Annotated in this window: 27 protein-coding genes and 1 tRNA gene; 16 read left to right on the forward strand and 12 right to left on the reverse strand. The window is 61.5% G+C overall.

What is annotated here, in order from left to right; translation table 11 throughout:
- Nucleotides 1-32 precede the first annotated feature (32 nt).
- Together RHEC894_RS02265 and RHEC894_RS02270 are read left to right on the forward strand one after the other, a co-directional pair.
- Nucleotides 33-1,106: a trifunctional transcriptional activator/DNA repair protein Ada/methylated-DNA--[protein]-cysteine S-methyltransferase gene (locus RHEC894_RS02265; protein WP_085735913.1), complete on the forward strand. Its 1,074-nt coding sequence runs from the start codon at nt 33-35 to the stop codon at nt 1,104-1,106.
- Nucleotides 1,103-1,873: an isocitrate lyase/phosphoenolpyruvate mutase family protein gene (locus RHEC894_RS02270; protein ID WP_010069484.1), complete on the forward strand. Its 771-nt coding sequence runs from the start codon at nt 1,103-1,105 to the stop codon at nt 1,871-1,873. Before RHEC894_RS02265 ends, RHEC894_RS02270 begins: the two co-directional genes overlap by 4 nt.
- Before the next feature lie 48 nt (nt 1,874-1,921).
- Here the strand turns inward: RHEC894_RS02270 and RHEC894_RS02275 are convergent, their stop codons facing one another.
- A complete protein-coding gene (locus tag RHEC894_RS02275; RefSeq protein ID WP_085735915.1) occupies nt 1,922-3,070 on the reverse strand; it encodes an alpha-hydroxy acid oxidase in 1,149 nt (382 codons plus the stop codon).
- A gap of 383 nt (nt 3,071-3,453) precedes the next feature.
- Nucleotides 3,454-4,392 carry an acyl-CoA desaturase gene (locus tag RHEC894_RS02280; protein ID WP_085735916.1) on the reverse strand — a complete coding sequence of 313 codons (939 nt, stop codon included), beginning with the start codon at nt 4,390-4,392 and terminating at the stop codon, nt 3,454-3,456.
- 168 nt (nt 4,393-4,560) lie between these two features.
- Here RHEC894_RS02280 and RHEC894_RS02285 point away from each other — a divergent pair, with 168 nt between their 5' ends.
- The gene (locus RHEC894_RS02285) at nt 4,561-4,926 is read left to right on the forward strand and encodes a metalloregulator ArsR/SmtB family transcription factor (RefSeq protein WP_085735918.1); all 366 of its coding nucleotides are present in this window, start codon (nt 4,561-4,563) and stop codon (nt 4,924-4,926) included.
- A 174-nt stretch (nt 4,927-5,100) separates the two neighbouring features.
- Here the strand turns inward: RHEC894_RS02285 and argB are convergent, their stop codons facing one another.
- A complete protein-coding gene (gene argB, locus RHEC894_RS02290) occupies nt 5,101-5,988 on the reverse strand; it encodes an acetylglutamate kinase (protein ID WP_010065789.1) in 888 nt (295 codons plus the stop codon).
- A gap of 143 nt (nt 5,989-6,131) precedes the next feature.
- Here argB and RHEC894_RS02295 point away from each other — a divergent pair, with 143 nt between their 5' ends.
- From RHEC894_RS02295 to RHEC894_RS02305, 3 genes are all read left to right on the forward strand, one after another.
- Complete coding sequence (locus tag RHEC894_RS02295) at nt 6,132-6,671, forward strand: sigma-70 family RNA polymerase sigma factor (protein ID WP_085735920.1); 540 nt, start codon at nt 6,132-6,134, stop codon at nt 6,669-6,671.
- Nucleotides 6,668-7,387: an anti-sigma factor gene (locus tag RHEC894_RS02300; RefSeq protein WP_085735922.1), complete on the forward strand. Its 720-nt coding sequence runs from the start codon at nt 6,668-6,670 to the stop codon at nt 7,385-7,387. Before RHEC894_RS02295 ends, RHEC894_RS02300 begins: the two co-directional genes overlap by 4 nt.
- Nucleotides 7,388-7,526: 139 nt before the next feature.
- The gene (locus RHEC894_RS02305; RefSeq protein ID WP_085735924.1) at nt 7,527-8,081 is read left to right on the forward strand and encodes a fasciclin domain-containing protein; all 555 of its coding nucleotides are present in this window, start codon (nt 7,527-7,529) and stop codon (nt 8,079-8,081) included.
- 52 nt (nt 8,082-8,133) lie between these two features.
- On the opposite strand, the gene yihA is transcribed toward RHEC894_RS02305, so the two are convergent.
- The 4 genes from yihA to rpmH form a co-directional block, all read right to left on the reverse strand.
- Nucleotides 8,134-8,787, reverse strand: a complete 654-nt coding sequence (gene yihA / locus RHEC894_RS02310) for a ribosome biogenesis GTP-binding protein YihA/YsxC (protein WP_085735925.1) — start codon at nt 8,785-8,787, stop codon at nt 8,134-8,136.
- A 139-nt stretch (nt 8,788-8,926) separates the two neighbouring features.
- Nucleotides 8,927-10,720, reverse strand: a complete 1,794-nt coding sequence (yidC, locus tag RHEC894_RS02315) for a membrane protein insertase YidC (protein ID WP_085735926.1) — start codon at nt 10,718-10,720, stop codon at nt 8,927-8,929.
- Nucleotides 10,720-11,121, reverse strand: a complete 402-nt coding sequence (gene rnpA / locus RHEC894_RS02320; RefSeq protein ID WP_085735927.1) for a ribonuclease P protein component — start codon at nt 11,119-11,121, stop codon at nt 10,720-10,722. Before rnpA ends, yidC begins: the two co-directional genes overlap by 1 nt.
- Before the next feature lie 21 nt (nt 11,122-11,142).
- A complete protein-coding gene (rpmH, locus tag RHEC894_RS02325) occupies nt 11,143-11,277 on the reverse strand; it encodes a 50S ribosomal protein L34 (protein ID WP_003570740.1) in 135 nt (44 codons plus the stop codon).
- Nucleotides 11,278-11,700: 423 nt separating this feature from the next.
- Here rpmH and RHEC894_RS02330 point away from each other — a divergent pair, with 423 nt between their 5' ends.
- The 5 genes from RHEC894_RS02330 (at nt 11,701) to RHEC894_RS02350 (ending at nt 16,756) form a co-directional block, all read left to right on the forward strand.
- On the forward strand, nt 11,701-13,698 hold the full coding sequence (locus RHEC894_RS02330) for a methyl-accepting chemotaxis protein (protein ID WP_085735928.1): 1,998 nt from the start codon (nt 11,701-11,703) through the stop codon (nt 13,696-13,698).
- A 361-nt stretch (nt 13,699-14,059) separates the two neighbouring features.
- Nucleotides 14,060-15,580, forward strand: a complete 1,521-nt coding sequence (locus tag RHEC894_RS02335; protein WP_085735929.1) for a HAMP domain-containing sensor histidine kinase — start codon at nt 14,060-14,062, stop codon at nt 15,578-15,580.
- Between the two features lie 123 nt (nt 15,581-15,703).
- Nucleotides 15,704-15,780, forward strand: a tRNA-Arg gene (locus RHEC894_RS02340).
- 173 nt (nt 15,781-15,953) lie between these two features.
- A complete protein-coding gene (locus RHEC894_RS02345; RefSeq protein ID WP_010069727.1) occupies nt 15,954-16,190 on the forward strand; it encodes a ribbon-helix-helix protein, CopG family in 237 nt (78 codons plus the stop codon).
- A 17-nt stretch (nt 16,191-16,207) separates the two neighbouring features.
- Entirely contained in the window at nt 16,208-16,756 is a 549-nt protein-coding gene (locus RHEC894_RS02350) for a DNA methylase (RefSeq protein ID WP_348630137.1), read from the forward strand.
- Between the two features lie 54 nt (nt 16,757-16,810).
- Here RHEC894_RS02350 and RHEC894_RS02355 read toward each other — a convergent pair whose 3' ends face one another.
- The 3 genes from RHEC894_RS02355 to RHEC894_RS02365 all read right to left on the reverse strand — a co-directional run bounded on the left by RHEC894_RS02355 (nt 16,811) and on the right by RHEC894_RS02365 (nt 18,422).
- On the reverse strand, nt 16,811-17,236 hold the full coding sequence (locus RHEC894_RS02355) for a hypothetical protein (RefSeq protein WP_010069729.1): 426 nt from the start codon (nt 17,234-17,236) through the stop codon (nt 16,811-16,813).
- 287 nt (nt 17,237-17,523) lie between these two features.
- Complete coding sequence (locus tag RHEC894_RS02360) at nt 17,524-17,769, reverse strand: DUF982 domain-containing protein (protein ID WP_003588894.1); 246 nt, start codon at nt 17,767-17,769, stop codon at nt 17,524-17,526.
- A 131-nt stretch (nt 17,770-17,900) separates the two neighbouring features.
- Nucleotides 17,901-18,422, reverse strand: a complete 522-nt coding sequence (locus RHEC894_RS02365) for a hypothetical protein (protein ID WP_010069730.1) — start codon at nt 18,420-18,422, stop codon at nt 17,901-17,903.
- Between the two features lie 198 nt (nt 18,423-18,620).
- On the opposite strand from RHEC894_RS02365, the gene RHEC894_RS02370 reads away from it, so the two are divergent.
- Nucleotides 18,621-18,899, forward strand: a complete 279-nt coding sequence (locus tag RHEC894_RS02370; protein ID WP_010069731.1) for a hypothetical protein — start codon at nt 18,621-18,623, stop codon at nt 18,897-18,899.
- The gene (locus RHEC894_RS02375) at nt 18,896-19,189 is read left to right on the forward strand and encodes a type II toxin-antitoxin system RelE/ParE family toxin (RefSeq protein WP_010069732.1); all 294 of its coding nucleotides are present in this window, start codon (nt 18,896-18,898) and stop codon (nt 19,187-19,189) included. Before RHEC894_RS02370 ends, RHEC894_RS02375 begins: the two co-directional genes overlap by 4 nt.
- 94 nt (nt 19,190-19,283) lie before the next feature.
- On the opposite strand, the gene RHEC894_RS02380 is transcribed toward RHEC894_RS02375, so the two are convergent.
- Complete coding sequence (locus RHEC894_RS02380) at nt 19,284-20,159, reverse strand: LysR substrate-binding domain-containing protein (RefSeq protein ID WP_085735933.1); 876 nt, start codon at nt 20,157-20,159, stop codon at nt 19,284-19,286.
- A 114-nt stretch (nt 20,160-20,273) separates the two neighbouring features.
- On the opposite strand from RHEC894_RS02380, the gene RHEC894_RS02385 reads away from it, so the two are divergent.
- Both RHEC894_RS02385 and RHEC894_RS02390 read left to right on the forward strand, forming a co-directional pair.
- Nucleotides 20,274-20,978, forward strand: a complete 705-nt coding sequence (locus tag RHEC894_RS02385) for an SDR family oxidoreductase (protein WP_010069733.1) — start codon at nt 20,274-20,276, stop codon at nt 20,976-20,978.
- Nucleotides 20,979-20,986: 8 nt separating this feature from the next.
- The gene (locus tag RHEC894_RS02390; protein WP_206427893.1) at nt 20,987-21,595 is read left to right on the forward strand and encodes a pyridoxamine 5'-phosphate oxidase family protein; all 609 of its coding nucleotides are present in this window, start codon (nt 20,987-20,989) and stop codon (nt 21,593-21,595) included.
- A gap of 108 nt (nt 21,596-21,703) precedes the next feature.
- Here RHEC894_RS02390 and RHEC894_RS02395 read toward each other — a convergent pair whose 3' ends face one another.
- Nucleotides 21,704-22,153, reverse strand: coding sequence for a hypothetical protein (locus tag RHEC894_RS02395; RefSeq protein WP_085738825.1), 450 nt, complete (start codon nt 22,151-22,153; stop codon nt 21,704-21,706).
- A gap of 247 nt (nt 22,154-22,400) precedes the next feature.
- Between RHEC894_RS02395 and RHEC894_RS02400 the strand changes: the two genes are divergently transcribed.
- Nucleotides 22,401-22,988, forward strand: a complete 588-nt coding sequence (locus RHEC894_RS02400; protein WP_085738826.1) for a hypothetical protein — start codon at nt 22,401-22,403, stop codon at nt 22,986-22,988.
- Nucleotides 22,989-23,026 lie beyond the last annotated feature (38 nt).

The raw sequence follows: 23,026 nt of genomic DNA on the forward strand, positions 1-23,026 counted from the left end.
ACGCGGCAGACGGGGGATGTTAGAAAGCGGTCATGCTTTTCGAACGCCCCGACGATGACACCCTCTATGATGCCCTGATCGCGCGCAGCGCCGATTATGAGGGCCAGGCCTATGTCTGCGTCAAGACGACAGGCATCTTCTGCCGTCTGACCTGCCCGGCGCGCAAGCCGAAGCGGGAGAACACGCTGTTCTTCGAGACGATCGCCGCCTGCATGCATTCCGGTTTCCGCCCCTGCCGGCGCTGCAGGCCGCTGGAGCAGCCGGGCAGGGAGCCGGTCGTCGACCTGTTGCTTGCCGCGCTCGACGGCGAGCCGGAGGTTCGCTGGAGTGAGGACGAGCTCGTGCGCCGCGGCCATGATCCCTCGACCGTGCGGCGCGCCTTCAAGCGGGCGCTCGGCATGACCTTTCATGATATCGCCCGTTACATCAGGCTCGGCGAGGCGGCCCGGCAGCTCGCCGACGGGGCGCGCGTCATCGATGCGCAGCTCGACGCCGGATACGGTTCGCCGAGCGGGTTCCGGGCGGCTTTCCAGCGGCTCGTCGGCAAGGCGCCGGCGCTCTCGCAGAACCGCGAACTGCTCTTTGCCGATTGGCTCGACACGCCGCTGGGGCCGATGATCGCGGTTGCCGACAAGACGCATCTGCATCTTCTCGAATTTCACGATCACAAGGCGCTGCCGAGCGAACTCGAAGCGCTGCAGAAGCGCGTCCGCTCCTCCGTCGCGATCGGCCGCACCCCTGTCATCGATCAGATCGAGACGGAGATCCGCGATTATTTCGCGGGACGGCTCACCACCTTCAGAACGCCATTGGCGCTCGGCGGCACGCCCTTCGAAAAACATGTCTGGGCAAAGCTGATGGACATCCCGGTCGGTCAGACGCGCGCCTATGGCGATCTCGCCAGGGAGATGGAGAGGCCGGAGGTGGTGCGTGCCGTCGGCCGCGCCAATGGCGCCAACCAGCTTGCCATCATCGTGCCCTGCCACCGCATCCTCGGCGCCGATGGCTCTCTGACCGGTTACGGCGGCGGGCTCTGGCGCAAACAATGGCTGTTGCGGCATGAAGAAAAGATCAGGACGCAAGCAAGGATGGAGGAGACAACATGAACCAGATTGAAAAGGCCAAGGCATTCGCCGCGCTTCACCGGAAGGGCGATCCGATCGTCCTCTACAATATCTGGGATGCGGGCACCGCAAGGGCCGTCGCCGATGCCGGCGCCAAGGCGCTTGCGACGGGAAGCTGGTCGGTCGCCGCCGCCCACGGGTTTGCCGATGGCGAAAAGCTGCCGATGGCGGTGCTGGTGGAGACGGCGAAATCCATCACCGATGCTGTCGACCTGCCGCTCTCGGTCGATTTCGAGGGCGCCTATTCGGCCGAGCCTCAGGGAGCGGCCGCCAATGTCGCGAGGCTCGTGGAAATCGGCGCCGTCGGCATCAATTTCGAAGATCGGGTGGTCGCCGGCGAGGGGCTCTATCCCGTCGAAAGCCAGGCGGCCCGCATCCGCGCCATTCGCGCCATGGCCGACGGCAAAGATATCCCCTTCTTCATCAACGCCCGCACCGACCTTTTTCTGGCCGAGAGCGATCTTTCCAAACATGCCGGCCTGGTGGACCAGGCGATCGAGCGGGGCAGGGCCTATGCGGCCGCCGGCGGCAACGGCTTCTTCGTGCCTGGCCTGATCGAGCCCGCCCTGATCGAAAAGATCTGCGCGGCATCGTCGCTGCCGGTCAATATCATGATGCGGGCAGGCGCCCCCGACGTGAAAGCCCTGGCAAAGCTCGGCGTCGGCCGCATCAGCTACGGGCCGGGGCCTTATCGGTCGATGATGGAAAAGCTGAAACAGGAGGCGGCGGCGATTTACCGCCTGTTCTGAGATCTTTGCGGGCCGCAGCCGCACGAAGGCTGCGGCCCGAAAATGCCATCAGGAGCGGAAACGCAGATTGCGCCGCGTCAGCTGGTCGACCGAAGTGCAGCCCATCAGCTTCATGTCGCGTTCGATCTCGGTGCGGATCGTCTCCAGCGCCCGTTCGACGCCTGGCTGTCCGGCGGCGGCAAGCGGGAAGAGATAGTAGCGGCCGAGCCCGACCGCCTTTGCCCCCAGCGACAGCGCTTTCAGAACATGTGTTCCGCGCTGCACGCCGCCATCCATCATCACGTCGATCCGGTCGCCGACGGCATCGACGATCTCGGCCAACTGGTCGAAAGCGCTGCGCGAACCGTCGAGCTGGCGGCCCCCATGGTTGGAAAGCACGATGCCGGTGCAGCCGATCTCGACCGCGCGCTTGGCGTCTTCGACCGACATGATGCCCTTCAGGCAGAATTGCCCGCCCCAGGCCTGCACCATGTTAGCCACGTCGTTCCACGACATGGAGGGGTCGAGCATTTCGGTGAAGTACCGGCTGATCGACAGCGCGCCGTCATCCATCTTGACGTGGCTTTCGAGCTGCGGCAGGGCGAAGCGCTCATGTGTCAGCCAGCCGATCGCCCAGGACGGTTTGATCGCGAATTGTGTCATGCCGGCGAGATTGAGCTTGAAGGGAATGGAAAAGCCGGTGCGCTTGTCGCGCTCGCGGTTGCCGCCGGTAATGCTGTCGACCGTCAGCATCATCGCCTGCACGCCGGCATTCTTCGCCCGTGCCATCATCTCGCGGTTGAGGCCGCGGTCCTTGTGGAAATAGAACTGATAGACCTGCGGCCCGGCGCTGATCTGCCGCGCTTCCTCCAGGCTGATCGTGCCGAGCGAGGAGACGCCGAACATCGTGCCGTATTTTCCCGCTGCCGCCGCGACCGCCCGCTCGCCCTGGTGGTGGAAAAGCCGCTGCAGCGCCGTCGGCGAGCAATAGACCGGCATCGCCAGCTTCTGTCCCATGACGGTCACCGACATGTCGACCTCGGCCACCCCGCGCAAGACGTCGGGCACCAGATCGCAAGCTTCGAACGCCGCGCTATTGCGCCGATAGGTGACCTCGTCATCGGCCGCACCGTCGATATAATCGAAGATCGGCCCGGGAAGCCGCTTTTTGGCCATGCGCCGGAAGTCGTGAAAATTATAGCAGTCTGTAAGGCGCATCTGTTTGCTCGACCCGTTAAGTTCTCGGGGCGCAACCTAAAGCACGATTCGAAATCTTGCCAAGGCTAGATCGTGCGATTTGTGGCCTGTCGGAGGGATATTGCGGCTTGGTGGGTTTGCAGGCGGATAATGATCCGCGGCGGCCTCGAACGCACCTCATCCAGAGGCTGCTGTCTCTCCCCAGCCTCTGCCTCGGCGCGGCATCCTCCGACATCCCTTATGCTGAGGTGCGTAGCCCGCAGGGCGAAGCCTCGAAGGACACGCCGCAGCATCGCTCCTTGCACGCATCGACCGCCAGCGCACCCGCCCCGCCCTTCGAGGCCCCTCCGGGGCACCTCAGGGTGAGGCTCTCTTGAATGCCGCGCTATCTTCTTCGGTATCGCTCAAAGCTGTCCGATAGGATGAGTCCCGCCAGCGTCTCCGGAGATTTCAACGCGCCTCAACCCTTTCCTCGCTACGATCATGTGCGGAAGCTTGATCGCTGACGCAAGGCCCAGCCCTGCCAGCAGCCGGATGAAATGCCAACCGAGGTCAAGCTGTCCCGGCTCGATACCGAGCCGCGCCGATTCCGGAAAGGCGTGATGGTTGCCGTGGAAGCTCTCGCCGAAGGTCACCAGCCCAAAACGCGGCAGATTGTATCCCTGCACAGCGACGTCATCGACGCTCCAGCCTTGGTGGCCGTTGCGATGGGCGAAGTGACCGACCAGCCAGTGGCCGGTCAGCGACACCGAAATCCGCACGGCAATCCCCCAGACCAGCCAAGGCAGCCCGCCGAGCGTGAAGAGCAGGAGTCCCAAGGGAATTTGCTGCGCCATCCATGTCGCCTCCAGGAAGCGATAGAAGCGGTCGCGCCGCGCGCGCTCATCGAGGACGAAACGGGGCGGATGGTCCAGCGTCACTATGCAATGCATCTGCCAGAAGGCGTCGGTGAAGAAAGGTTTCCGATGGGCATAGAGGTCATGGCAGTCTCTCTGCCGTTGCGCCCAGTCGCGAATATCGTGCGCATAGATCATGCCGAAGGGGCCGGCCATGCCGACCAGCGTACCGAGATAGACGAGAATATGCTCGATCCAGAGAGGGGTGCTGAAGGAGCGGTGGATCAGCAGCCGGTGCATGCCGACCGAATGACCGAGGCAGATGGTGATGGCGGTCAGGAGGATGAAGACGGCAAAGGCGCTCCAGGTGAAGGTCAGCGGTCCGCCGATAATGGCGATCAGTGTCATGGCGGCGATCCAGATAGACTTTGCCGGCATCCACACCACTTTGCCCGTCACGGCATCGCTGCTGTTGTCGATCATGCGCCCGGTGGAAATGCTGCTCATGGCAAACTCCGTCCTATCGGGCGCATTCTTCACTTGAATATCGCCCGTCAATTTATTAATTAAGCAATTACCTAATTACTTTGCGTCAATCGAATCAATTAAGCAATACGTTAATTGCTTAATTCATTGATGGATCGACGCGATGCTGCCCCAGCACGGAGACCGGACTTGGAAGACGAGACTTTCGATGACATTGCAGAAGGTAGCTCTGTCGGCGCCGCCCAGCGGGTGTTCCACGCGCTTTCCAGTGCGCCGCGCCGGAAGATCCTTGCCTATCTCTCGGCCTCCGGCCTGACCGCCGGCGAGATCGCCGACCGCTTCAGCATGTCCAAGCCTGCCGTTTCGCAGCATCTGTCCGTCCTCGAAACTGCGGGGTTGATCAGACGGGAGAAACAGGGCCAGTTCGTCCATTATTCTCTGATCGAGAACAATCTCGTCAATACGCTGAACGGCTTCGTGCAGGAGGTCTGCCCGGTCGGCCGGCCGATCAAGAAGGAAAGCCAGGCGCGCGCCCGCGCGAAAGAGTTGCCTTGAGCATCCGGAAAGGGGAGCGAAAGAGGGAAGAATTCGGACAGGCGCCGCTGGCTGCGCGCCCGATGAAAAAGCTGCGGGACGACGCCGCGGCGATTTAGCGCCTCCGTTTTTGATATTTCACGGCCGATGCCAGCGCGAGGAAGATGCGCCCTTCGTTCCCGGGCGCAGCCTCGATCAGGGAACGATCAGCGTTCCAATGCCGTGCTCGGTGAAGATCTCGAGCAGGACGGAATGGGCGGTCTTGCCGTTCAGGATGACGACGCCCTGGACGCCCGCCTTGATCGCATCGATGCAGGTCTCGACCTTCGGGATCATGCCGCCGGAGATCGTGCCGTCGGCGATCAGCGCATGCGCTTCGGCGACGGAAAGCTCCTTGATCAGCTGGCCGTTCTTGTCGAGCACGCCGGGCACGTCGGTGAGGAACAGCAGCCGGGTGGCGTTGAGCGCCCCGGCAATGGCGCCGGCGAACGTGTCGGCGTTGATATTGTAGGTGGCGCCGTCGCGGCCGGGTGCGACGGGCGCGATCACCGGGATCATCTCGGAGCGGGCGAGCAGGTCGAGCAGCGTGCGGTCGACTTCGACAACCTCGCCGACGAAGCCGAGATCGAGCACGCGCTCGATGTTGGAATCCGGATCCTTGACGGTCTTGCGCGCCTTTTCGGCGAAGACCATGTTGCCGTCCTTGCCGCAAAGGCCGATTGCCCATTCGCCGGTCTGGTTGATGAGCGCGACGATTTCCTTGTTGATCGAGCCGGCCAGCACCATCTCGACGATCTCGACCGTCTTCTGGTCGGTGACGCGCAGCCCGCCTTCGAATTTCGATTCGATGCCCATCTTGTTCAGCATGGCACCGATCTGCGGGCCGCCGCCGTGAACGACGATCGGGTTGACGCCCGATTGCTTCAGAAGCGCGATATCGCTGGCAAACGCCTTGCCGAGCTCGGGATTGCCCATGGCGTGGCCGCCGTATTTCACGACAATGGTCTTGTTCTCGTAACGCTGCATGAAGGGCAGCGCCTTGGCCAGAAGCCGTGCCTGCAGTTCGCTTTCGGACTCGTTCATGGGGACCCCGCAGAATTGTTCGCGGCCTTTTATCGCAAGTTTCCGACAGAGGGAATAATCCAGAGGGCAATAGTTTTTCGTATCTGGCGCGGAGCCGGTGGCGCTGACCATTCGGCATACGCGAGCATGATATGAGGAACGGCATGCAAGGCGATGAGATTGCAGACCTGATCGGCCGCGTCGCGCTCGGCGACCGCACGGCCTTTACGGCTCTCTACAACCAGACCGGACCGAAACTTTTTGCGATCTGCCTGCGTATCTTGAAGGATCGCACGGAAGCCGAGGAGGCCCTGCAGGAAGTCTATATCAGCATCTGGCAGAGGGCTGGAAGTTTCCAGGCAGCCACGGGTTCGTCCTCGGCATGGCTCTCGGCGATTGCCCGCAACCGGTCGATCGATGCGCTGAGGGCGCGCAAGCCCGTCGCCGACGAATTGGACAGCGCCTACGATCTCGCCGATGCCGCACCCGACCCGGAAATGCAGACGGTGACGAAGGATGAAGGAAGGCGGATTGACACCTGCATGGAAGAGTTGGAAGCTGATCGTGCGGTCGCGGTGAAACGGGCTTATGTCGAAGGGCTGAGCTACCAGGAACTGGCCGATCAGTTTGGTGTGCCGCTGAACACGATGCGGACCTGGCTCAGGCGCAGCCTCTTGAAACTGAGAGAGTGCATGGAACGATGACATCGCCCGACAAAAGCAAGGGAGATCGCTCCCGCGACGAGGTTCTCGCCGGCGAATATGTGCTTGGGGTCCTATCGCTGCAGGACCGGCGGGTGGTGGAAGAGCGCATGCGCCACGATCGGCCCTTTGCGGCGATCGTCAGCCGCTGGGAAAACAACCTTTCCGCCTTCAATGACGAGTATGAAACCGCCGCTCCCAGCCGGGAAACCTTCAAGCAGATCGAGGCGCGGCTTTTCGGCGATGCCGGAAAATCCGCATCTTTTTCGCAAGGGCTCTGGAATTCGGCGGGTTTCTGGCGTTCGCTGAGTTTTGCCTGCATCGTCGTGGCCGTCAGCGCCGTCATCTTCGCCTCCGGCCTGGTGCCGCAGCCGCAGGGCCCGGCACCGCTGGTGGCCTCGCTTTCCGGCCAGAACAACGCCATCAATCTTCTCGCCTCCTACGAGCTGCAGAGCGGCCGGCTGAAGATCGTGCCGGTCGCAGCCGGCAAGCCGGAGGAGAAGTCGCTGGAACTCTGGCTGGTGCCCGGCAGCGGCGTGCCGAAATCGCTCGGCGTCTTCCAGCCGGGCGAGAGCGGTGAACTGGTCATCCCCGCTGATCAGCGCAGCCATCTTTCCGATGGCGCAACGCTTGCCGTCAGCCTCGAACCCTTCGGCGGTTCGCCCACCGGCCAGGCAACCGGTCCGGTGATCGCCAGCGGCCCGTTACGCCGGCCATGATCGGGCGCGGCCATATCGGGTGCTGGCCAAAATCATTTTCTCCTGTCTGAAACTCTTCGGCGCGTATCTCCGTAGTTCGAAATGTCCGGACGACGCTCAGGCATAAGGCCCGCGGATGCAGTCCGGTGAGGAGAAAATCATGATCAAATCAGTATTGCGCGGCTTTGCGCTCGCCACTGCCCTGTCCGCCGTCGCCTTTGCCGCCGCCAAGAACCCTGATGTCGGCGGTGCGGCGATGTTCGCCACCAAGAACATCATCGAAAACGCCGTGAATTCCAAGGATCACACCACGCTGGTCGCAGCCGTCAAGGCAGCCGGCCTCGTCGGCACGCTCGAGGGCAAAGGCCCCTTCACCGTCTTTGCGCCGACCAACGAAGCCTTCGCCGCCCTGCCGAAGGGCACCGTCGAGACGCTGCTCAAGCCGGAAAACAAGGCGACGCTCACAAAGGTTCTGACCTGCCATGTCGTTGCTGCCGATGCGATGGCCAAGACCGTTGCCAAGATGATCAAGGAGGACGGCGGCGAACACGACATCAAGACCGTCGGCGGCTGCGTGCTGAAAGCCAGGGAGAGCATGGGCAAGATCACCCTGACCGACGAAAACGGCGGCGTCTCCCATGTGACGATCGCCGACGTCAAACAGTCGAACGGCGTCATCCACGTCGTCGACAAGGTGCTGCTGCCGAAGATGTAAAACTATTCGTATCGGCAGAGGTTTATGGGGGCGCTCTTCGGGGGCGCCTCTTCTATTTCCAGTGAGCGATGCCGACGGTTTCAGCGATTGCCTGGCGCAATTCATCCATCCCGTCGCCCTTTTCAGACGAAGTGGACAGCACGGCGGGATAGGCGGCCGGGCGCTTGCGGATCCTTTCCGCGGTCTCGGCCAGCAGCTTCGGCACGCCGGCCGCCTTGATCTTGTCGGTCTTGGTCAGCACGATCTGATAGGAGACGGCCGCCTTGTCGAGCAGATCGAGAACGTCCTCGTCGTTCTTCTTGATGCCGTGGCGACTGTCGATCAGCACATAGACGCGCTTCAGCGTCGCGCGGCCGCGCAGATAGTCGAAAACCAGTTTGGTCCACTTGTCGACCTGCTCCTTCGGCGCCTGCGCATAACCATAGCCCGGCATGTCGACGATCGCCGTCGGCGGCAGGTCGCCGCCTTCGCCGGAATAGCCGTCCGGAACGAAATAATTGAGTTCCTGCGTACGCCCCGGCGTGTTCGACGTGCGCGCCAGCCCCTTCTGGCCGACCAGCGCATTGATCAGCGACGATTTGCCGACATTCGAACGCCCGGCAAAGGCCACCTCGAGCGGCCCCTCCGGCGGCAGGAAATTAAGCGACGGGACACCGCGGATGAAGATCCAGGGGTGGCCGAAGAGCGGCTTTTCGGTTTCGGGCATGCGGTCTCGGCAATCCTAGGGTTCGGTCTTCTGTCGGCTTCGGGGTTTTACGGGCGGATGTCAAGCTTTCGGGCGGTCTGCGCCTCGCTTCACAGGCTGCCGGAAATGAAAAGCCCCGCCGGAGCGGGGCTTGAGAACGTCATTTCGACGGCGCCGTTTTTCGCCTGAACAGGCCCTTCAGATTGTCGAACAGCTCGACCTTGACGCCGTGGCGCTTCATGATCACCGACTGCTGGATCACCGAGAGCGTGTTGTTCCATGCCCAGTAGATGACCAGGCCGGCCGGGAAGCTTGCCAGCATGAACATGAACACCAGCGGCATCCAGGTGAAGATCATCGCCTGGGTCGGATCGGGCGGCGTCGGGTTCATGCGCATCTGCAGGAACATGGTGATGCCCATGATCAGCGGCCAGACGCCGAGATGCAGCAAGGTCGGCGCCTGGAAAGGCAGCAGGCCGAACAGATTGACGATGGATGTCGGATCGGGCGCCGAAAGGTCCTTGATCCAGCCGAAGAACGGTGCGTGCCGCATTTCGATGGTGATGTATATCACCTTGTAAAGCGAGAAGAAGATCGGGATCTGCAGCGCCACCGGCCAGCAGCCGGCGATCGGATTGATCTTCTCTTCCTTGTAGAGCTGCATCGTCGCCTGCTGCAGCCCCATGCGGTCGTCGGCGAATTTCGCCTTCAGCTCTTCCATCTTCGGCTGCATGCGCTTCATGTTCGCCATCGAAGCATACTGCTTGCTGGCGAGCGGGAAGAACAGCGCCTTGACGACGATGGTGGTGCACAGGATCGCCACACCGAAATTGCCGAAGTAGCGGAAGAAGAAGTCCATCAGCTTGAACATCGGCTTGGTGATGAAATAGAACCAGCCCCAGTCGATCAGCCGGTCGAACTTCGGGATCGAATAGCTGGCTTCATAGCCGTCGATCACAGGCACTTCCTTGGCGCCGGCGAAGACCAGGTTCTTCAGCTCGATCGACTGGCCCGGCGCAACGGTGAAGGCATCGTCCTTGTAATCGGCCTGGTAGCGCGGCTGGCCGTCGGTGAAATAGGAGAATTTCGCCTCATAGGCAGCGCTCTGCGGCGGAACGATCGTCGCGGCCCAGTATTTGTCGGTAATGCCGAGCCAGCCGCCGGTGGATTTCGCCGGCGACACGGCTTCCTTCTCGACGGCGCTGTATTTGCTTTCGATCAGGCCGTCATCGCCGATGACGCCGATAAAGCCTTCATGCAGCACGTAGACGGAGGGCGTCGTCGGCTTGTTGTAACGCATGACGCGGCCGTAGGAGGAGAGCGCGGCGGGCGCCTGGCCGGAGTTGACGATCTTGTCGGCGACGGTGAACATGTAGCGTTCGTCGACGGAAATCGTCCGGGTAAAGGTCAGGCCCTTGTCGTTGGTGTAGGACAGCGTCACCGGCGTTTTCTCGGTGAGCTTGGCGCCCTCGGGCGCCGTCCAGAGCGTCGTGGGGCCGGGAACGCTGCCCGTCGCATCGCTGCCGATATAGCCGAGTTCGGTGAAATAGCCGTCCTTGGTTTCGGCCGGGCTGAACAGCGTGATGATCGGGCTCGAATCGTCGACGGTCTCGTGATAGCCCTTGAGCTTCAGATCGTCGAGACGGGCGCCGGCAAGGTTGATCGAGCCGGAAAGGGCAGCGGTATCGATGACGACACGCGGGCTTTTTGCCAGCGCCTGCTCAAGCGTCGCCGTCGCGGCCACCTGGCCGGAAGGGGCTGCACCGCTCGTCTGGGCCGGTGTTGCGCCGCCGGTCGCCGGCTGCTGCACCTGTTCGGTCTGCTGCTGCGCCTTCTGGGCTTCCTGCGCCTTGCGCTGGGCCTCGATGCGCGGATTCATATAGAGAAACTGCCAGCCGAGGACGATCAGCACCGAGAGAGCGATCGCAATGAAGTAATTGCGGTTGTTTTCCATCATACGTTCCTGGGGCGTCCGTCTCCGGAGCGCCGGTGTTTCGGCCTGGTTTCCACGCGAAATTTCAGTTCCGCGGCCAATTCCTGGAAGGACGCCTTAAGCACGTCCCTGCGCGCGACAACCACATAGTCGTGTCCGGGCTGCATTGCAAACCCCGCATGAAGCCGCACCGCCTCTTTCAGGCGGCGGCGCATGCGGTTGCGCTCGACCGCGTTGCCATGTTTTTTGGTGACTGTAAAACCGACACGGGCTTGGCTGTCGGGTTCCTTCCGGTCGAGGACTTCGAGCAGGAAGAGGCCGCCGCGGCGTTTTTCGCCTTCGCGCACGGCAAGAAACTGCGGGCGGCTTTTCAGCCGCCCGACAGTGTGTTTCTGGTCTTTGGTCGTCAATTCGCCCGCCATCTCTTACCGGGCAATCCGGCCTTAAGCCGAAAGACGCTTGCGGCCCTGCGCGCGGCGGCCGGCGATGACCTTGCGGCCACCCTTGGTGGACATGCGGGCACGGAAGCCGTGGCGACGCTTGCGAACAAGCTTGGATGGTTGGTAGGTACGCTTCATTTATTTAAACACCGCGGAGTGCGGCCCTTCTTGAATTTGCATATTGCAAGGAGCGTTGTTTTTCGAACGGACGGAGCCATGAAAGGCTTGGGTGACCGGACGTGCGGCGGCTTATACGGATGAAGCCCGGTAAAGTCAATTAACCCCGACGATTTCACTTTGCACTGCCGTTTCGGCAAGTATTTTTCGCACTGCGGTGTTAAGAAATTCGATCTGCCCCGAGTGGTTGTGGGTTTGCCGCCGCTCACGATCGACGGCTTGGATTTCAGGGGCTTTCGCATCCCGATCACCAGCGACGCCGATAATTTTTCCTGGCCACAATCGTAAACATTGGAAATCGAACTTTAATAAATTTCGCCGATATCTACCGTCATGGGCTGGGAATTTGCTTTCCAGGCACTGTTGTAGCTAGGAGGCATTGCATTGAAGATCCGCGCCAAAATTAATCTGCTGGTTTCCGTTATGGGCGCGGTGGCGCTGCTGATCGGTGCAACGGCATTGTCCGCCATGCACGAATACAATCGCAACCTGACGGCCTACGAGGAGGCCGCCGCCCGCGCCTATGCCGGCGAGCGCCTCAACCGTTTCGTCACGGCCGTGGTGATGGAATCGCGCGGCATCTATGCGGCCAAGACGATCAAGGATACGCCGAACTTCGCCAAGGGCCTGATGGCTGATCTCGACGAGATCGACAAGGTCATCTCCGGCTGGGCGCCGCTCGTTCCCGAAGCCGAGAAGGACGAGTTCGCCAAGCTGGTCGCCCGCGCCGCCGAATTCCGCACCTTCCGCACCGAAACGGCCCGCCTCGGCACCGAGGTCGGCCCCGAAGCCGCCAGCGCCCAGGGCAACAACGACGCCAACCGTGCCAACCGCAAGGCGTTCCAGGCGGAGATCGACGCGGTCGTCGCCACCGACAAGGCCGCGCTCGAGGCCGTCAACGCCGAGATCGAGAGTTTCCGCAACTGGATCCTGATGCTCGTCCTCTCCATCACCGGCATCGGTATTTCGGTCGGCATCGGCATGGGCTTCTATATCGGCACCAGCCATCTGAGCCGGCCGATCAAGCGCGTCACCCGGGCGATCAACGAAGTCGCCAACGGCAATTTCGAAGCCGAGGTTCCTTTCGCCGGCCGCCAGGACGAAATCGGCGAGATGGCCGCAGCCGTTGCGGTCTTCAAGGAGAACGGCCTCGCCGTCAAGCGCCTGAACGCCCAGGAAGCGGCGATGCGCGCCAAGAGCGACGACCTGCAGTCGAGCATGTCCGTCGTCGTGGCCGCGGCTGCGGCCGGCAATTTCAGCCACCGCATCGACAAGGATTATCAGGACGACAACCTCAACCAGTTCGCCGGCAACATCAACACGCTGCTGTCGAGTGTCGATGCCGGTATCGGCGAGACCCGCCGTGTCATCGCCAGCCTTGCCGAGGGCGACCTCACCCAGACGATGAACGGCAGCTTCCAGGGCGCCTTCGCCGAGCTGCAGCAGAACGTCAACAACACCTTCGTCACCCTGCAGGCGACGATGCGCGAAGTGCGCGAGACCACGGAAGCGATGAACGGCAACACCGCCGAACTGCGCAATGCCAGCGACGACCTGTCGAAGCGCACCGAGCAGCAGGCAGCCGCTCTCGAGCAGACCTCGGCCGCCCTCGATCAAATCACCGCCGTCGTCCAGAACTCCACCGAGCGGGCGCATGAAGCCACCATCATGGTCTCCGAAGCCAAGGATAAGTCTGGCGCGTCAGGTGTCGTCGTCGGCAATGCCGTCGAGGCCATGGGTCGCATCGAGCAGGCGTCGCGCGAAATCAGCCAGATCATCAACGTCATCGACGAGATCGCCTTCCAGACCAACCTGCTGGCGCTGAATGCCGGCGTCGAAGCGGCGCGCGCCGGCGAGGCCGGAAAGGGCTTTGCGGTGGTCGCCCAGGAAGTGCGCGAGCTCGCCCAGCGTTCGGCAACAGCCGCCAAGGATATCAAGGCGCTGATCACCAAGTCGGGCAACGAGGTGCAGGTCGGCGTCAAGCTGGTGCAGGCGACCGGCGAGGCGCTGGCCGAAATCGGCACCCGCGTCATCGCCATCAACGATCATATCCATTCGATCGCCACGGCCGCGACCGAACAGTCGACCGGCCTCAAGGAAGTCAACACCGCCGTCAACCAGATGGACCAGGTGACCCAGCAGAACGCCGCGATGGTCGAGGAGACCTCTGCCGCCACCCACCGGCTCTCGGCCGAAGCCGGCGGGCTGGTGCAACTCATCTCCCGCTTCAAACTGTCGGATGATGCGCCGGCACCTGTGGCGCTTGTCCGCAACGAGCCGCAAAGGCCGGTCGCCTCGCCGGCCCGCCGGGCAATCGCCAAAGTCGCCCGCGCCTTCGGGGGCAGCGCCGCCGCCGCCGAGCAGAACTGGGAAGAGTTTTGATCCTTCCTGATCACTCGCCATTTTAACGCCGCCTCCGGGCGGCGTTAGTTTTTTCTGCCGGTCCGCGTTGGGCAAGACCCCGCCCCAAACCCCTCCCCACAAGGGGGAGAGGCTTAACCTGTCGCATCGGCGCTTCCCACTTCGTCGTTTCATCCGCGGAAAGGCTGATATTTGCTGCGCTGGCGCCGCAAATTAGTTCCTCCCCCTTGTGGGGAGGGGTCTTGAGCCGGTACCGCCCGGGCGGTGTTTTCTTGTGGCGACGTGACGCTGCTCGCAAAGATTTGAAAGCGGAGCCTTTTGGTCTAATATAAAGCTCCAGCGGTGAGGGCGGCGCAAGAGCGGCCGATCGGGCGAGACGAGAATGCCGGTTCAAGATCAGGGCGACAATCCTTCGGCGGAAATTCCCGCGGCCGGCGAGGCCGCAAGGGCGCGGTGCCCGTCTGCCGGCATGTTCGGCGGATTGTCGGGCAAGCTGCTCTGGCTCACCGTCGTCTTCATCATGCTCGCCGAAATCCTGATTTTCTTCCCCTCCGTCGCCAGCATGCGCATACGCTGGCTGCAGGAGAGGCTGAACACGGCCGCCGCCGCCGCCATCGTCATCGATGGGCTGCAGCCGGTCGAGCTGCCGCGGGCGCTGCAGAAGGAGACGCTGGAGGCGACCGGTACCAAGGCGATCGTGCTGCGCAAGGACGGCACCTCTCGGCTCCTGGCGACGACCGATATGCCGACCTCCGTCGACGAAGCCTATGATCTCACCGACGTTCCGCCGGCAACGGCGATCCGTGATGCGCTCGACACCTTGATCTTCGGCGGCGGCAGGATGATCCGCGTCTACGGCCCCGTTGGCGACACTAATACCGGCGTCGAGGTGGTGATGAGGGACCGGCAGCTGCGCACGGCGATGTTTGCCTATTCCCGCAACGTCCTGCTGCTGTCGGTGCTGATCTCACTCTTCACCGCGACGCTGATCTTCTTTGCGATCAACCGCATCCTGATCGGCCCGATCCGCCGGCTGACCGGCAGCATGCAGCAATTCTCCTCCGATCCCGAAAACCCCGCCCATGTCTATATCGGCGATGGCGGCCGCGACGAACTGGCGGTCGCCGGCCGCAACCTCACCTCGATGCAGATGGAGCTGCAGAAGACGCTGAAGCAGCAGAAGAACCTCGCCGCTCTCGGCCTCGCCGTCTCCAAGATCAATCACGACATGCGCAATATCCTGGCCTCGGCGCAGCTGATGTCGGACCGGCTGGTCGATGTCGACGACCCGATGGTGAAAAGCTTCGCGCCGAAGCTGCTGCGCACCATCGACCGCGCCGTCGGCTATACCACCGAGGTGCTATCCTACGGCAAGGCGAGCGAATCGGCCCCGCGCCGCCGCCATATCCTGCTTTTGGAACTCACCCAGGACGTCAAGGATATGCTGGCGATCGATCCGCAAAGCGGTATCGAATTCATCGAGCAGATCGGCGCCGATCTCAAGGTCGATGCCGATGGCGAGCAGCTGTTCCGCGTCATCCACAATCTCTGCCGCAATGCGCTGCAGGCACTGACCGCGCCGGGCGAGGGCGCCCCGGGTACGGCCAGGCGCATCACCGTCGCCGCCCAGCGCGTCGGCAGCGTCGTCAGCATCACCGTGGATGATACCGGCCCCGGCATGCCTTTGAAGGCGCGCCAGAACCTCTTTGCCGCCTTCCGCGGCTCCGCCCGCTCCGGCGGCACCGGCCTCGGCCTGACGATCGCCCGCGAGCTGGTGCTGGCCCATGGCGGCACGATCGCGCTGGTGGAAAAACCGACTGTTGGAACCCAGTTCCGTATCGAGATCCCCGATCGCCCGGTTTCGCTGGAGGATTATCGCAGCCGGACGCATATCGAGAAGTGACGGGATTTCAGACGCGCGTGGCCGCAAATTTTTAAACGCGCGATTTTTTCAGAATTGCTCTTGCATTGTCCCGAAGGACGCTTTAGAGGATCGCCCACGCAAGCGGCACCGCCGCAGTTGCACGCACCCGTAGCTCAGCTGGATAGAGCACCAGACTACGAATCTGGGGGTCAGGAGTTCGAATCTCTTCGGGTGCGCCATTTCCCCTTTTTCACTGCAAGACTATGTTAAGGCCTTGAGCGGGAAGCTCAAATCCGCCGTTCTAAATCCTTCATTCCGCTTATATCTTGGCCTATCGGCGAAGGTTAGTTTCAGCGCCGCGCGGCGTTTTCCAATCTTGGCGGATACCGCCGTGATATGGCAGAATGAACACATGAAGAGCAACGTAGATATTTCTGACGATCTCAGCCGTCGCATCGACATGCTGGCAGAGCGTTCAACCTTGACACGCAGCCAGATTATCGAAGACGCGCTTTCCCATGGTCGCTCTCTTGCGTGGCAGGAAAAATGGATCGCGGGCGTTCAGGCCGGGATCGAAGACGCCGACAGAGGCAACTTCGCCACGGATGAAGAAATTGCCGCCGTGCTGAACAAATACAGTCAGGCATAACAGCCCGTGCGCCTTGTCTGGACGAAACGCTGTCTCACGGAGACGCCGTCTTCGATCCCTTCGTGGGCTTGGGAACGACGTTCTTCGTCTGCGAACAGAAGGGGAGAATCCCTTACGGGATAGAAGCCGTCCGGCAGCGATATGAATGGGTCAGCGAGCGCATCACGACAAAGGATCATCTCTTCTGCGGCGATAGCGCGGAACTGGCAGCCTTCGACCTTCCCGAAATGGATTTTTGCGTTACGTCGCCGCCATACATGCCCCATTGGCATCAATGGAACCCGCTTCATAACGGCGATCCGGACTATGATGGCTATGACGTCTATCTGAAAAGAATTCAGGAAATCTACGGCCGGATCTGCAAACGCATGAAGACGAACGCCTATCTTGTCGTTCAGGCCGACAATCTGACCAGCGAACAATTCTCTCCCCTTGTCTGGGATCTGGGAAGAGCTTTGTCGGAGGTGATAACACTTGAAGGGGAAATTATGGTGAATTGGTCTGAAGCAGTCGAAAGCGGCAACCGATTTACCCAGTGCCTCGTGTTCAAGAATGCAAGCGGATGAAAAGTTTGCCGCGACCGCAGCTCCAGTGACCGCCCAAGGCAGCGAAGCGACAAACTATTGCTCGGCCGGGAAGTCTTTTTCATAAGCTTCCCTTTCTTCCTTTCCGATCAAGGATGAGTAATAGCCGCTGCAAACCAGATACGAGCACTCATCCGGGTTGCCCGTTTGCCATCCCGGCTGGCAGAGGACGACCCGACGGAATTTGGCGTTGCAAAGTCCGTGGTTTGCCAAGAGCCGCGGATCGTTTCCGAAATACGCGCTTACGGCGTCATCGTGAGTCCATGCAGGAACGACTTTCCAATCAGCGGCGCCGCCCTCAGCGCTCACATTGCCGGTCGCACAGAACGACCAATTCGAAATCACGACCGGCTGATCGCAGGGAAAGGCCTGGACGGCGCTTCCCAGCAGGATCGAAACCAATGCCAGCAGCCGCTGGCCATAGACCATCGCGCCCTTCTTCCTCATGCCGACCTTTCGCATCCTGCCCTCCAGCGCGTGCAATTTCCTGTCCCCGACGGGATCAGGCGATCTCAAAAGACACTCTAAGATTTTTTTCCTAGTTCATGAAACGTTCTTACGCTGGATTGCTCGCAGTTGCAACCATGGAATGTTGGGTGTCGAAGAATATGTGGCGAGTGGCGATGTGGACGCTTGGGCCGTTCTTTCCCAGCGTGCGCGTGAAAGAAAAAGCCGCCCCAGTGCCGGAAACCCCGGCTCGTGCCCCTTGGTGGAGGCATCGAGCCCGAGAGAGTCCAAATGCCCTGACCCTACTCCTTGATGGGAATGCCGGCTTCGATTGCAGCTTCAATAAAGGCCTGCCGCGCCTCTTCCCGGTTTCGTTTGCCCGACATGACATCCGCGCAAACCGCGCAGGCCCGATCCAGAGCCGGCCCCTCTTCGGTCGGCCAGTCTTCGACCAACGCCCATGTTGCGGCCTGGGTTGTCTGGATGACCACCCACTGGTCCGGGCCTTCGAGGGCTAACGTCACCGGCTTCTTCCAAATGGTTTGCATTGTCTCAGGACCTCCGCTGCGTGCTCTCTGCCGCCTCCTCACATAAGGCGGTTTATCCCGCGTGGCGAGGCGGCGGTGAGAGCGAGATGCTTTTTTCGAGCAACGCCGACTGCAGGCTTATGCGGCGCCTCTCAAAAATCCGGGGCGAATTCGCACGCCAGCAATGTCTTGCCCGGCAAGGCGTCCCCTTGGCGGGCAACAATCCGGACTTTTCCGGGGCCGGCAAGTCCCGGTTCGGGCTGCTGATCGGCTGGAAGCTCGCGAGAATAGCCCTTGGTGGATGTGCCAAGCAGGTCCGAGGTCTCCGGCTTCAATCCGTATTTTGCCGCCAGATCGTCAGCACGCTGGCCTTCGACCAGAATCCCGACCGCGTTGCTGGCAAAGAAAACCTCTGTCGACTTGAAGCCGTCACGGCCGATCTGGCGCGGGATCTTGTAGATCGCCGCACCCAGCGACGAGGTGTCCGGCTTGGCCAGAGCTTCCGCAGCATCATAAATTTCCGTTGCCGACGTCATCGAATAGGGCGGTTTGCACAGGGCGGCATCGAAGAACTTTTTATTGGCCGTATCGGCCATAAGATCTTCAATCTGAAATGTCGCAAAAACGATGCTGAGAGAGAAAGCGGCGAAGCGAATGAACTGGGCGTTGCGCATGTGATATTCCTGAAAATAGCTCTGGTCGCATTCGGCGCGAGTTTCATATTGCTTACGGGATTCGCAGAGGCTGTACCACCTTGAGTTTAGCCTTTTGTCTTTTCAAAAGTGCCGCCAAATGCTTGGGTGAAGGTCGCTGTCGCGGATTGTCCAGCAAAATGCTTTTCACTCGCTCGGGGAAAGTGATAACGTTTGCCTATGCCGACACCAAAGACCCAACCGCTCGAAATTGACGCGCATTTGCAAGCGCGCCTTGGCGTCCTTGCCAAAAAGCAGGGGGCTTCGCTCGCAGATTTTGCCGAAAGCGTGCTGCGTTCCTATGCCGATGAAGCGGAGCGCGCGATTAGCGAACAGGCTGAGGATGAAGCGCGCTGGCAGCGGTATCTAGAAACCGGAGTTTCGGTGCCGTTCGAGACAGTCCGGGCCAAACTGCGCGGTTTTGCCGCCGAAGCCGCCCGTAAAGCGGACCCGCAATGAAATTCGTTTTCCTGCCGGAGGCAGAAGACGACATTGAGCGGCTTTATGGCTTCTTGATAGGACAAGCCAATCCTTTAGCCGCTCAAAAGGCCATGCTCGCAATTGACGAGGGCATCCAGATGCTTCTGGAAAACCCCCATATCGGTATTCGGATGGAAGACCGCCCGCACTACCGTCAGCTCTTTGTTCCTTTTGGCAGAAGCGCCTACGTTCTGCGCTATCGCCTCGATGAGGAAACAGACAGGCTTGTTGTCGTGCGCGTTTGGCATGGACGTGAGAACCGCATCTAGTTTGACGGATGGGTCTGGGGCAGTTTTGCGTCCGGAATTGCGTGAAAGCAAAGAGATAGAGCATCTCCGTGGTTCGGAAAAAAACGGAAATGCTCTAGTCGAGCGACAGCCGCGCCGCGCACCAATGCCATACCGCATCGACCGCCTTTCGCGGGGATGACGCGCGTTTGCGGATAAGGAAGTAATCGGGTTCGATCAGCGTCGTCTCATCGATCACCTGCACCAGCCGCCCCGCCACGAGATCGGCCGCCACGAACGCCCGGCAGGCCAAGGCGACGCCCTGGCCGGCCAGCGCCGCATCCAGCGCCAGTGTCGTGTGGTTGAACACGGCACCCGGCAGCTTCTCGCGCGATCGCAGGACGAGCGGCCAGGGACTGACGGCGTCATGCAGAAGCGGCAGCTTGCGAAGTTCATCGGCCGTCATGGGAAGGGGCAGGTCCTTGACCAGATGCGGGCTGGCGACGGCGACCAGTTGCTGGCGGAACAGCAGCCTTGCCTCCAGCGAGGCCGGGAAAGGCCCGCGGGTCAGCCGCACCGCAATGTCCACCTGATCGCGGTCGAAGTCCGACAGCGCCTCGGTGGCGACCGTTCGCAGTTCCACGTCGGGAAGGGCCGCCTTGAACTCGGCGAGGCGCGGGATCAGCAGCTTGGCGGCGACCGTCGGGGTAACGCTGATCGTCACGGCGTCCGGCCGGGCGAGAAGCCGCCCGGTCGCCTCACCGAGCGTATCGAAGGCGCGGGTCACATCCGCCAGATAGGCCGCGCCCTGCGAGGTCAGAGCCAGGCCGCGCGGCAGGCGCTGAAACAACATCAGGCCGAGTTGATCTTCGAGCGCGCGCACCTGCTGGGCGACCGCACCCTGCGACACTCCCAGTTCCTCGGCCGCGGCGCGGAAATTCAATCTGCGGCCCGAGACTTCGAAGGCACGCAGCGCATTCAGCGGCGGCAGTTTGCGGCGGGATTGGACCATTGAGATTTCCCGATATTCCAGTAGAATTTCTACAGTCTGACATGTTTCTTTCTGACGCGAAAGCCGGCGCTGTCTCTGGCATACTGCTGTGCAAATCAATCGTTGGAGGCTCCGATGTCTACAGAAAAAGTCGCTCTCATCACCGCAGGCGGTTCCGGCATGGGTGCCGCCGCGGCAAGGAAACTGGCCGGGGACGGCTATTGCATTGCGGTGCTCTCCTCGTCGGGCAAGGGCGAAGCGCTGGCCAAGGAATTGGGCGGTGTCGGCGTCACCGGCTCGAACCTGGTGAACGACGATGTGAAACGGCTCGTCGATCTGGCGATGGAACGATGGGGGCGGATCGACGCGCTGGTCAATTCCGCCGGCCATGGCCCGCGCGCGCCGATCCTCGAAATCTCGGACGAGGATTGGCACAAGGGTTTGGAGGTCTATTTCCTCAGCGCCGTGCGGCCGATCCGGCTGGTCGCGCCGATCATGGAGGCTCAAGGGGGCGGTGCCATCGTCAACATCTCGACGGCATGGGCCTTCGAGCCTTCTGCAATGTTCCCGACTTCGGCGTTTGCCAGGGCGGGGCTCGCAAGCTTCACCAAAATCTTTGCCGATACCTATGCGGCGAAGAACATCCGCATGAACAACGTCCTGCCCGGCTGGATCGACAGCCTGCCCGCCACCGACGAACGGCGCAACAGCGTGCCGATGGGCCGCTACGGCACGGCCGAGGAAATCGCGGCGACGGTTGCCTTCCTGCTCTCCGAAGGCGCCGGCTACATCACCGGCCAGAACATCCGCGTCGATGGCGGCATTACCCGTTCCGTCTGAGCCGCGCCATGGAGACAGAGCAGGAAGGCGTGCCGTTGAACCTTGCCGATATAGACGCTTCGGCATGGCGAGAGCTGGAAGCGGCAGCGTCAAACCCGCAGTCGGGTTTCCGATTCTTGAACCTCTGCTCCGTCGATGCCGAGGCGAGACCACAGGCGCGTATGGTGGTCTTGCGGCGCGCCGACCGGTCATTGCGGTTTTTGGAATTTCACACCGATATGCGCAGCCCGAAATGGCTTGAGCTTTCGGCAAATCCCCATGCGGCAGTGCTCGGCTTCTGCCCGCAGACCCGGCTGCAGTTTCGGCTGGAGGGGATAGTCGAACTGCACGCCGCAGGCAGCGATCAGGCGAACGCCGCCTGGGACAGGCTCTCCACCTGGACGCGGACGACCTACACAGGCGGTCCGCCCGGCGACGAGGTTGCATTCGACGCGATCGACGGGGCGGGTCTACCGAAGCCTGCGGATGAGGCTGAGGGAAAGCCGCATTTCGGCCTGTTGATCTTTCGCGCCCGGGCGCTGGACTGGTTCCAGCTGCGCCGGCAGGACAACCGAAGGGCGCTGCTGACCTATGACGAGACGGGCGCGCTTGCAGCCGGCCGATGGCTCAATCCATGACAAGGATCGGTGGCGCTCTCACGGGCGCAGCCGCACGACAATCGAAGCGCCCGGGCCTCGCAACTCCAATTCTTCCCCATCCATTCCCGAGAGAACAATGCGGTCATGTTAATGTTCTTTCAAATGGTCTGCCGTTTCTCTCTTCGCGAACACGGATGAGTAATAGCCACTGCAAATCAGATATGAGCACTCATCCGGGTCGCCCGTTTCCCATCCCGGCAGGCAGAGGACGACACGTTGGAACTTGGCGTTGCAAAGTCCGTGGTTTGCTAAGAGCCGCGGCTCGTTTTCGAAATGCGCGCTTACGGCTTTCTGACGAGTCCACTCAGGCACAGCTTTCCAATCAGCGTCGCCGCCCTCGTCGCTCACATTCGCGATCCCGCAGAGCGACCAATTGGAGATCTTGATCGGCTGATCGCAGGGAAAGGCCTGGACGGCGCTTGCCAGCAAGATCGAAAACAAGGCCAGCAATCGCTTGCCGCAAACCACCACGGTCTTTTCCCACATGCCGATCATTCGCGCCGTCTCCTGCCGCGTGTCATTCGTCCCTGGCAACATCCTAGCAGGAAGGCCGTGGTGACATAAGATCAAAATTAAGAATATTTTCCTATGCTGTGGATCGTTCCTGCGCTAAGTTGTCCGCAGTTGCAACCATGGAATGCCGGATGTCGAGCAAATTTTTCCCTATCGGCGAGGTGGCCGCCGGGACGATCCTGGGTCGTTGTCCGCTTTCTGGACAGAATTGCCCGTCGCGCAGCACAGGCAGATTGCCGAAAGGTCGGCCGGCAACAGGGGCGAGGGGCTGATGGTGGAATTCAACCCTCGTGACAAGAGCCGAACCAGTGCCGGCAAGACGCGGGCGATGGTGCGCAAGCATACCGCCCCGCCCGGCGGAAGCGATGACGGCAGCCTTCGCTGGCAATGGCTGACGATCCAACTGCTGGAATCGCCGGCTTTCACCACATTGAGCGCCAATGCCTGCCGCGCCTTCTTCCGCATCGTCATCGAACACACCGCCCATGCCGCCTTGGAAAACGGCAAGCTTGTCGTGACCCATCCGCAATTCGTGTCCTATGGTGTCACCGGCGAATATGTCGCCGATGCGCTCGATGAGCTGGAATATAAGGGGCTCATCAAGGTGCGCCGCGGCCGGGCCGGCAGCGGGGTCGCGCATCCCAACCGGTTCACGCTGACATTCGTCGGCGATCATGAAGGTGCGCCGGCGACCGACGAGTGGAAGCGCTGCACGGCCGAAAACTGCCGGAAATGGTCCGAGACCGACCGCAAGCTTGCCGCCGACAAACGCGGGCGCCTCGGCAGGAAGAAAAAAACGCCGCTTCGGAATCCCGAAATACTGCCGCTTCGGGATTCCGAAATCCGCCGCGCTTCCTGAGGGGTGAGCCCGGAAAAATATGAAGGGATTTCAATGCC

The organism is Rhizobium sp. CIAT894, from assembly GCF_000172795.2.
Classification (GTDB): Bacteria; Pseudomonadota; Alphaproteobacteria; order Rhizobiales; family Rhizobiaceae; genus Rhizobium.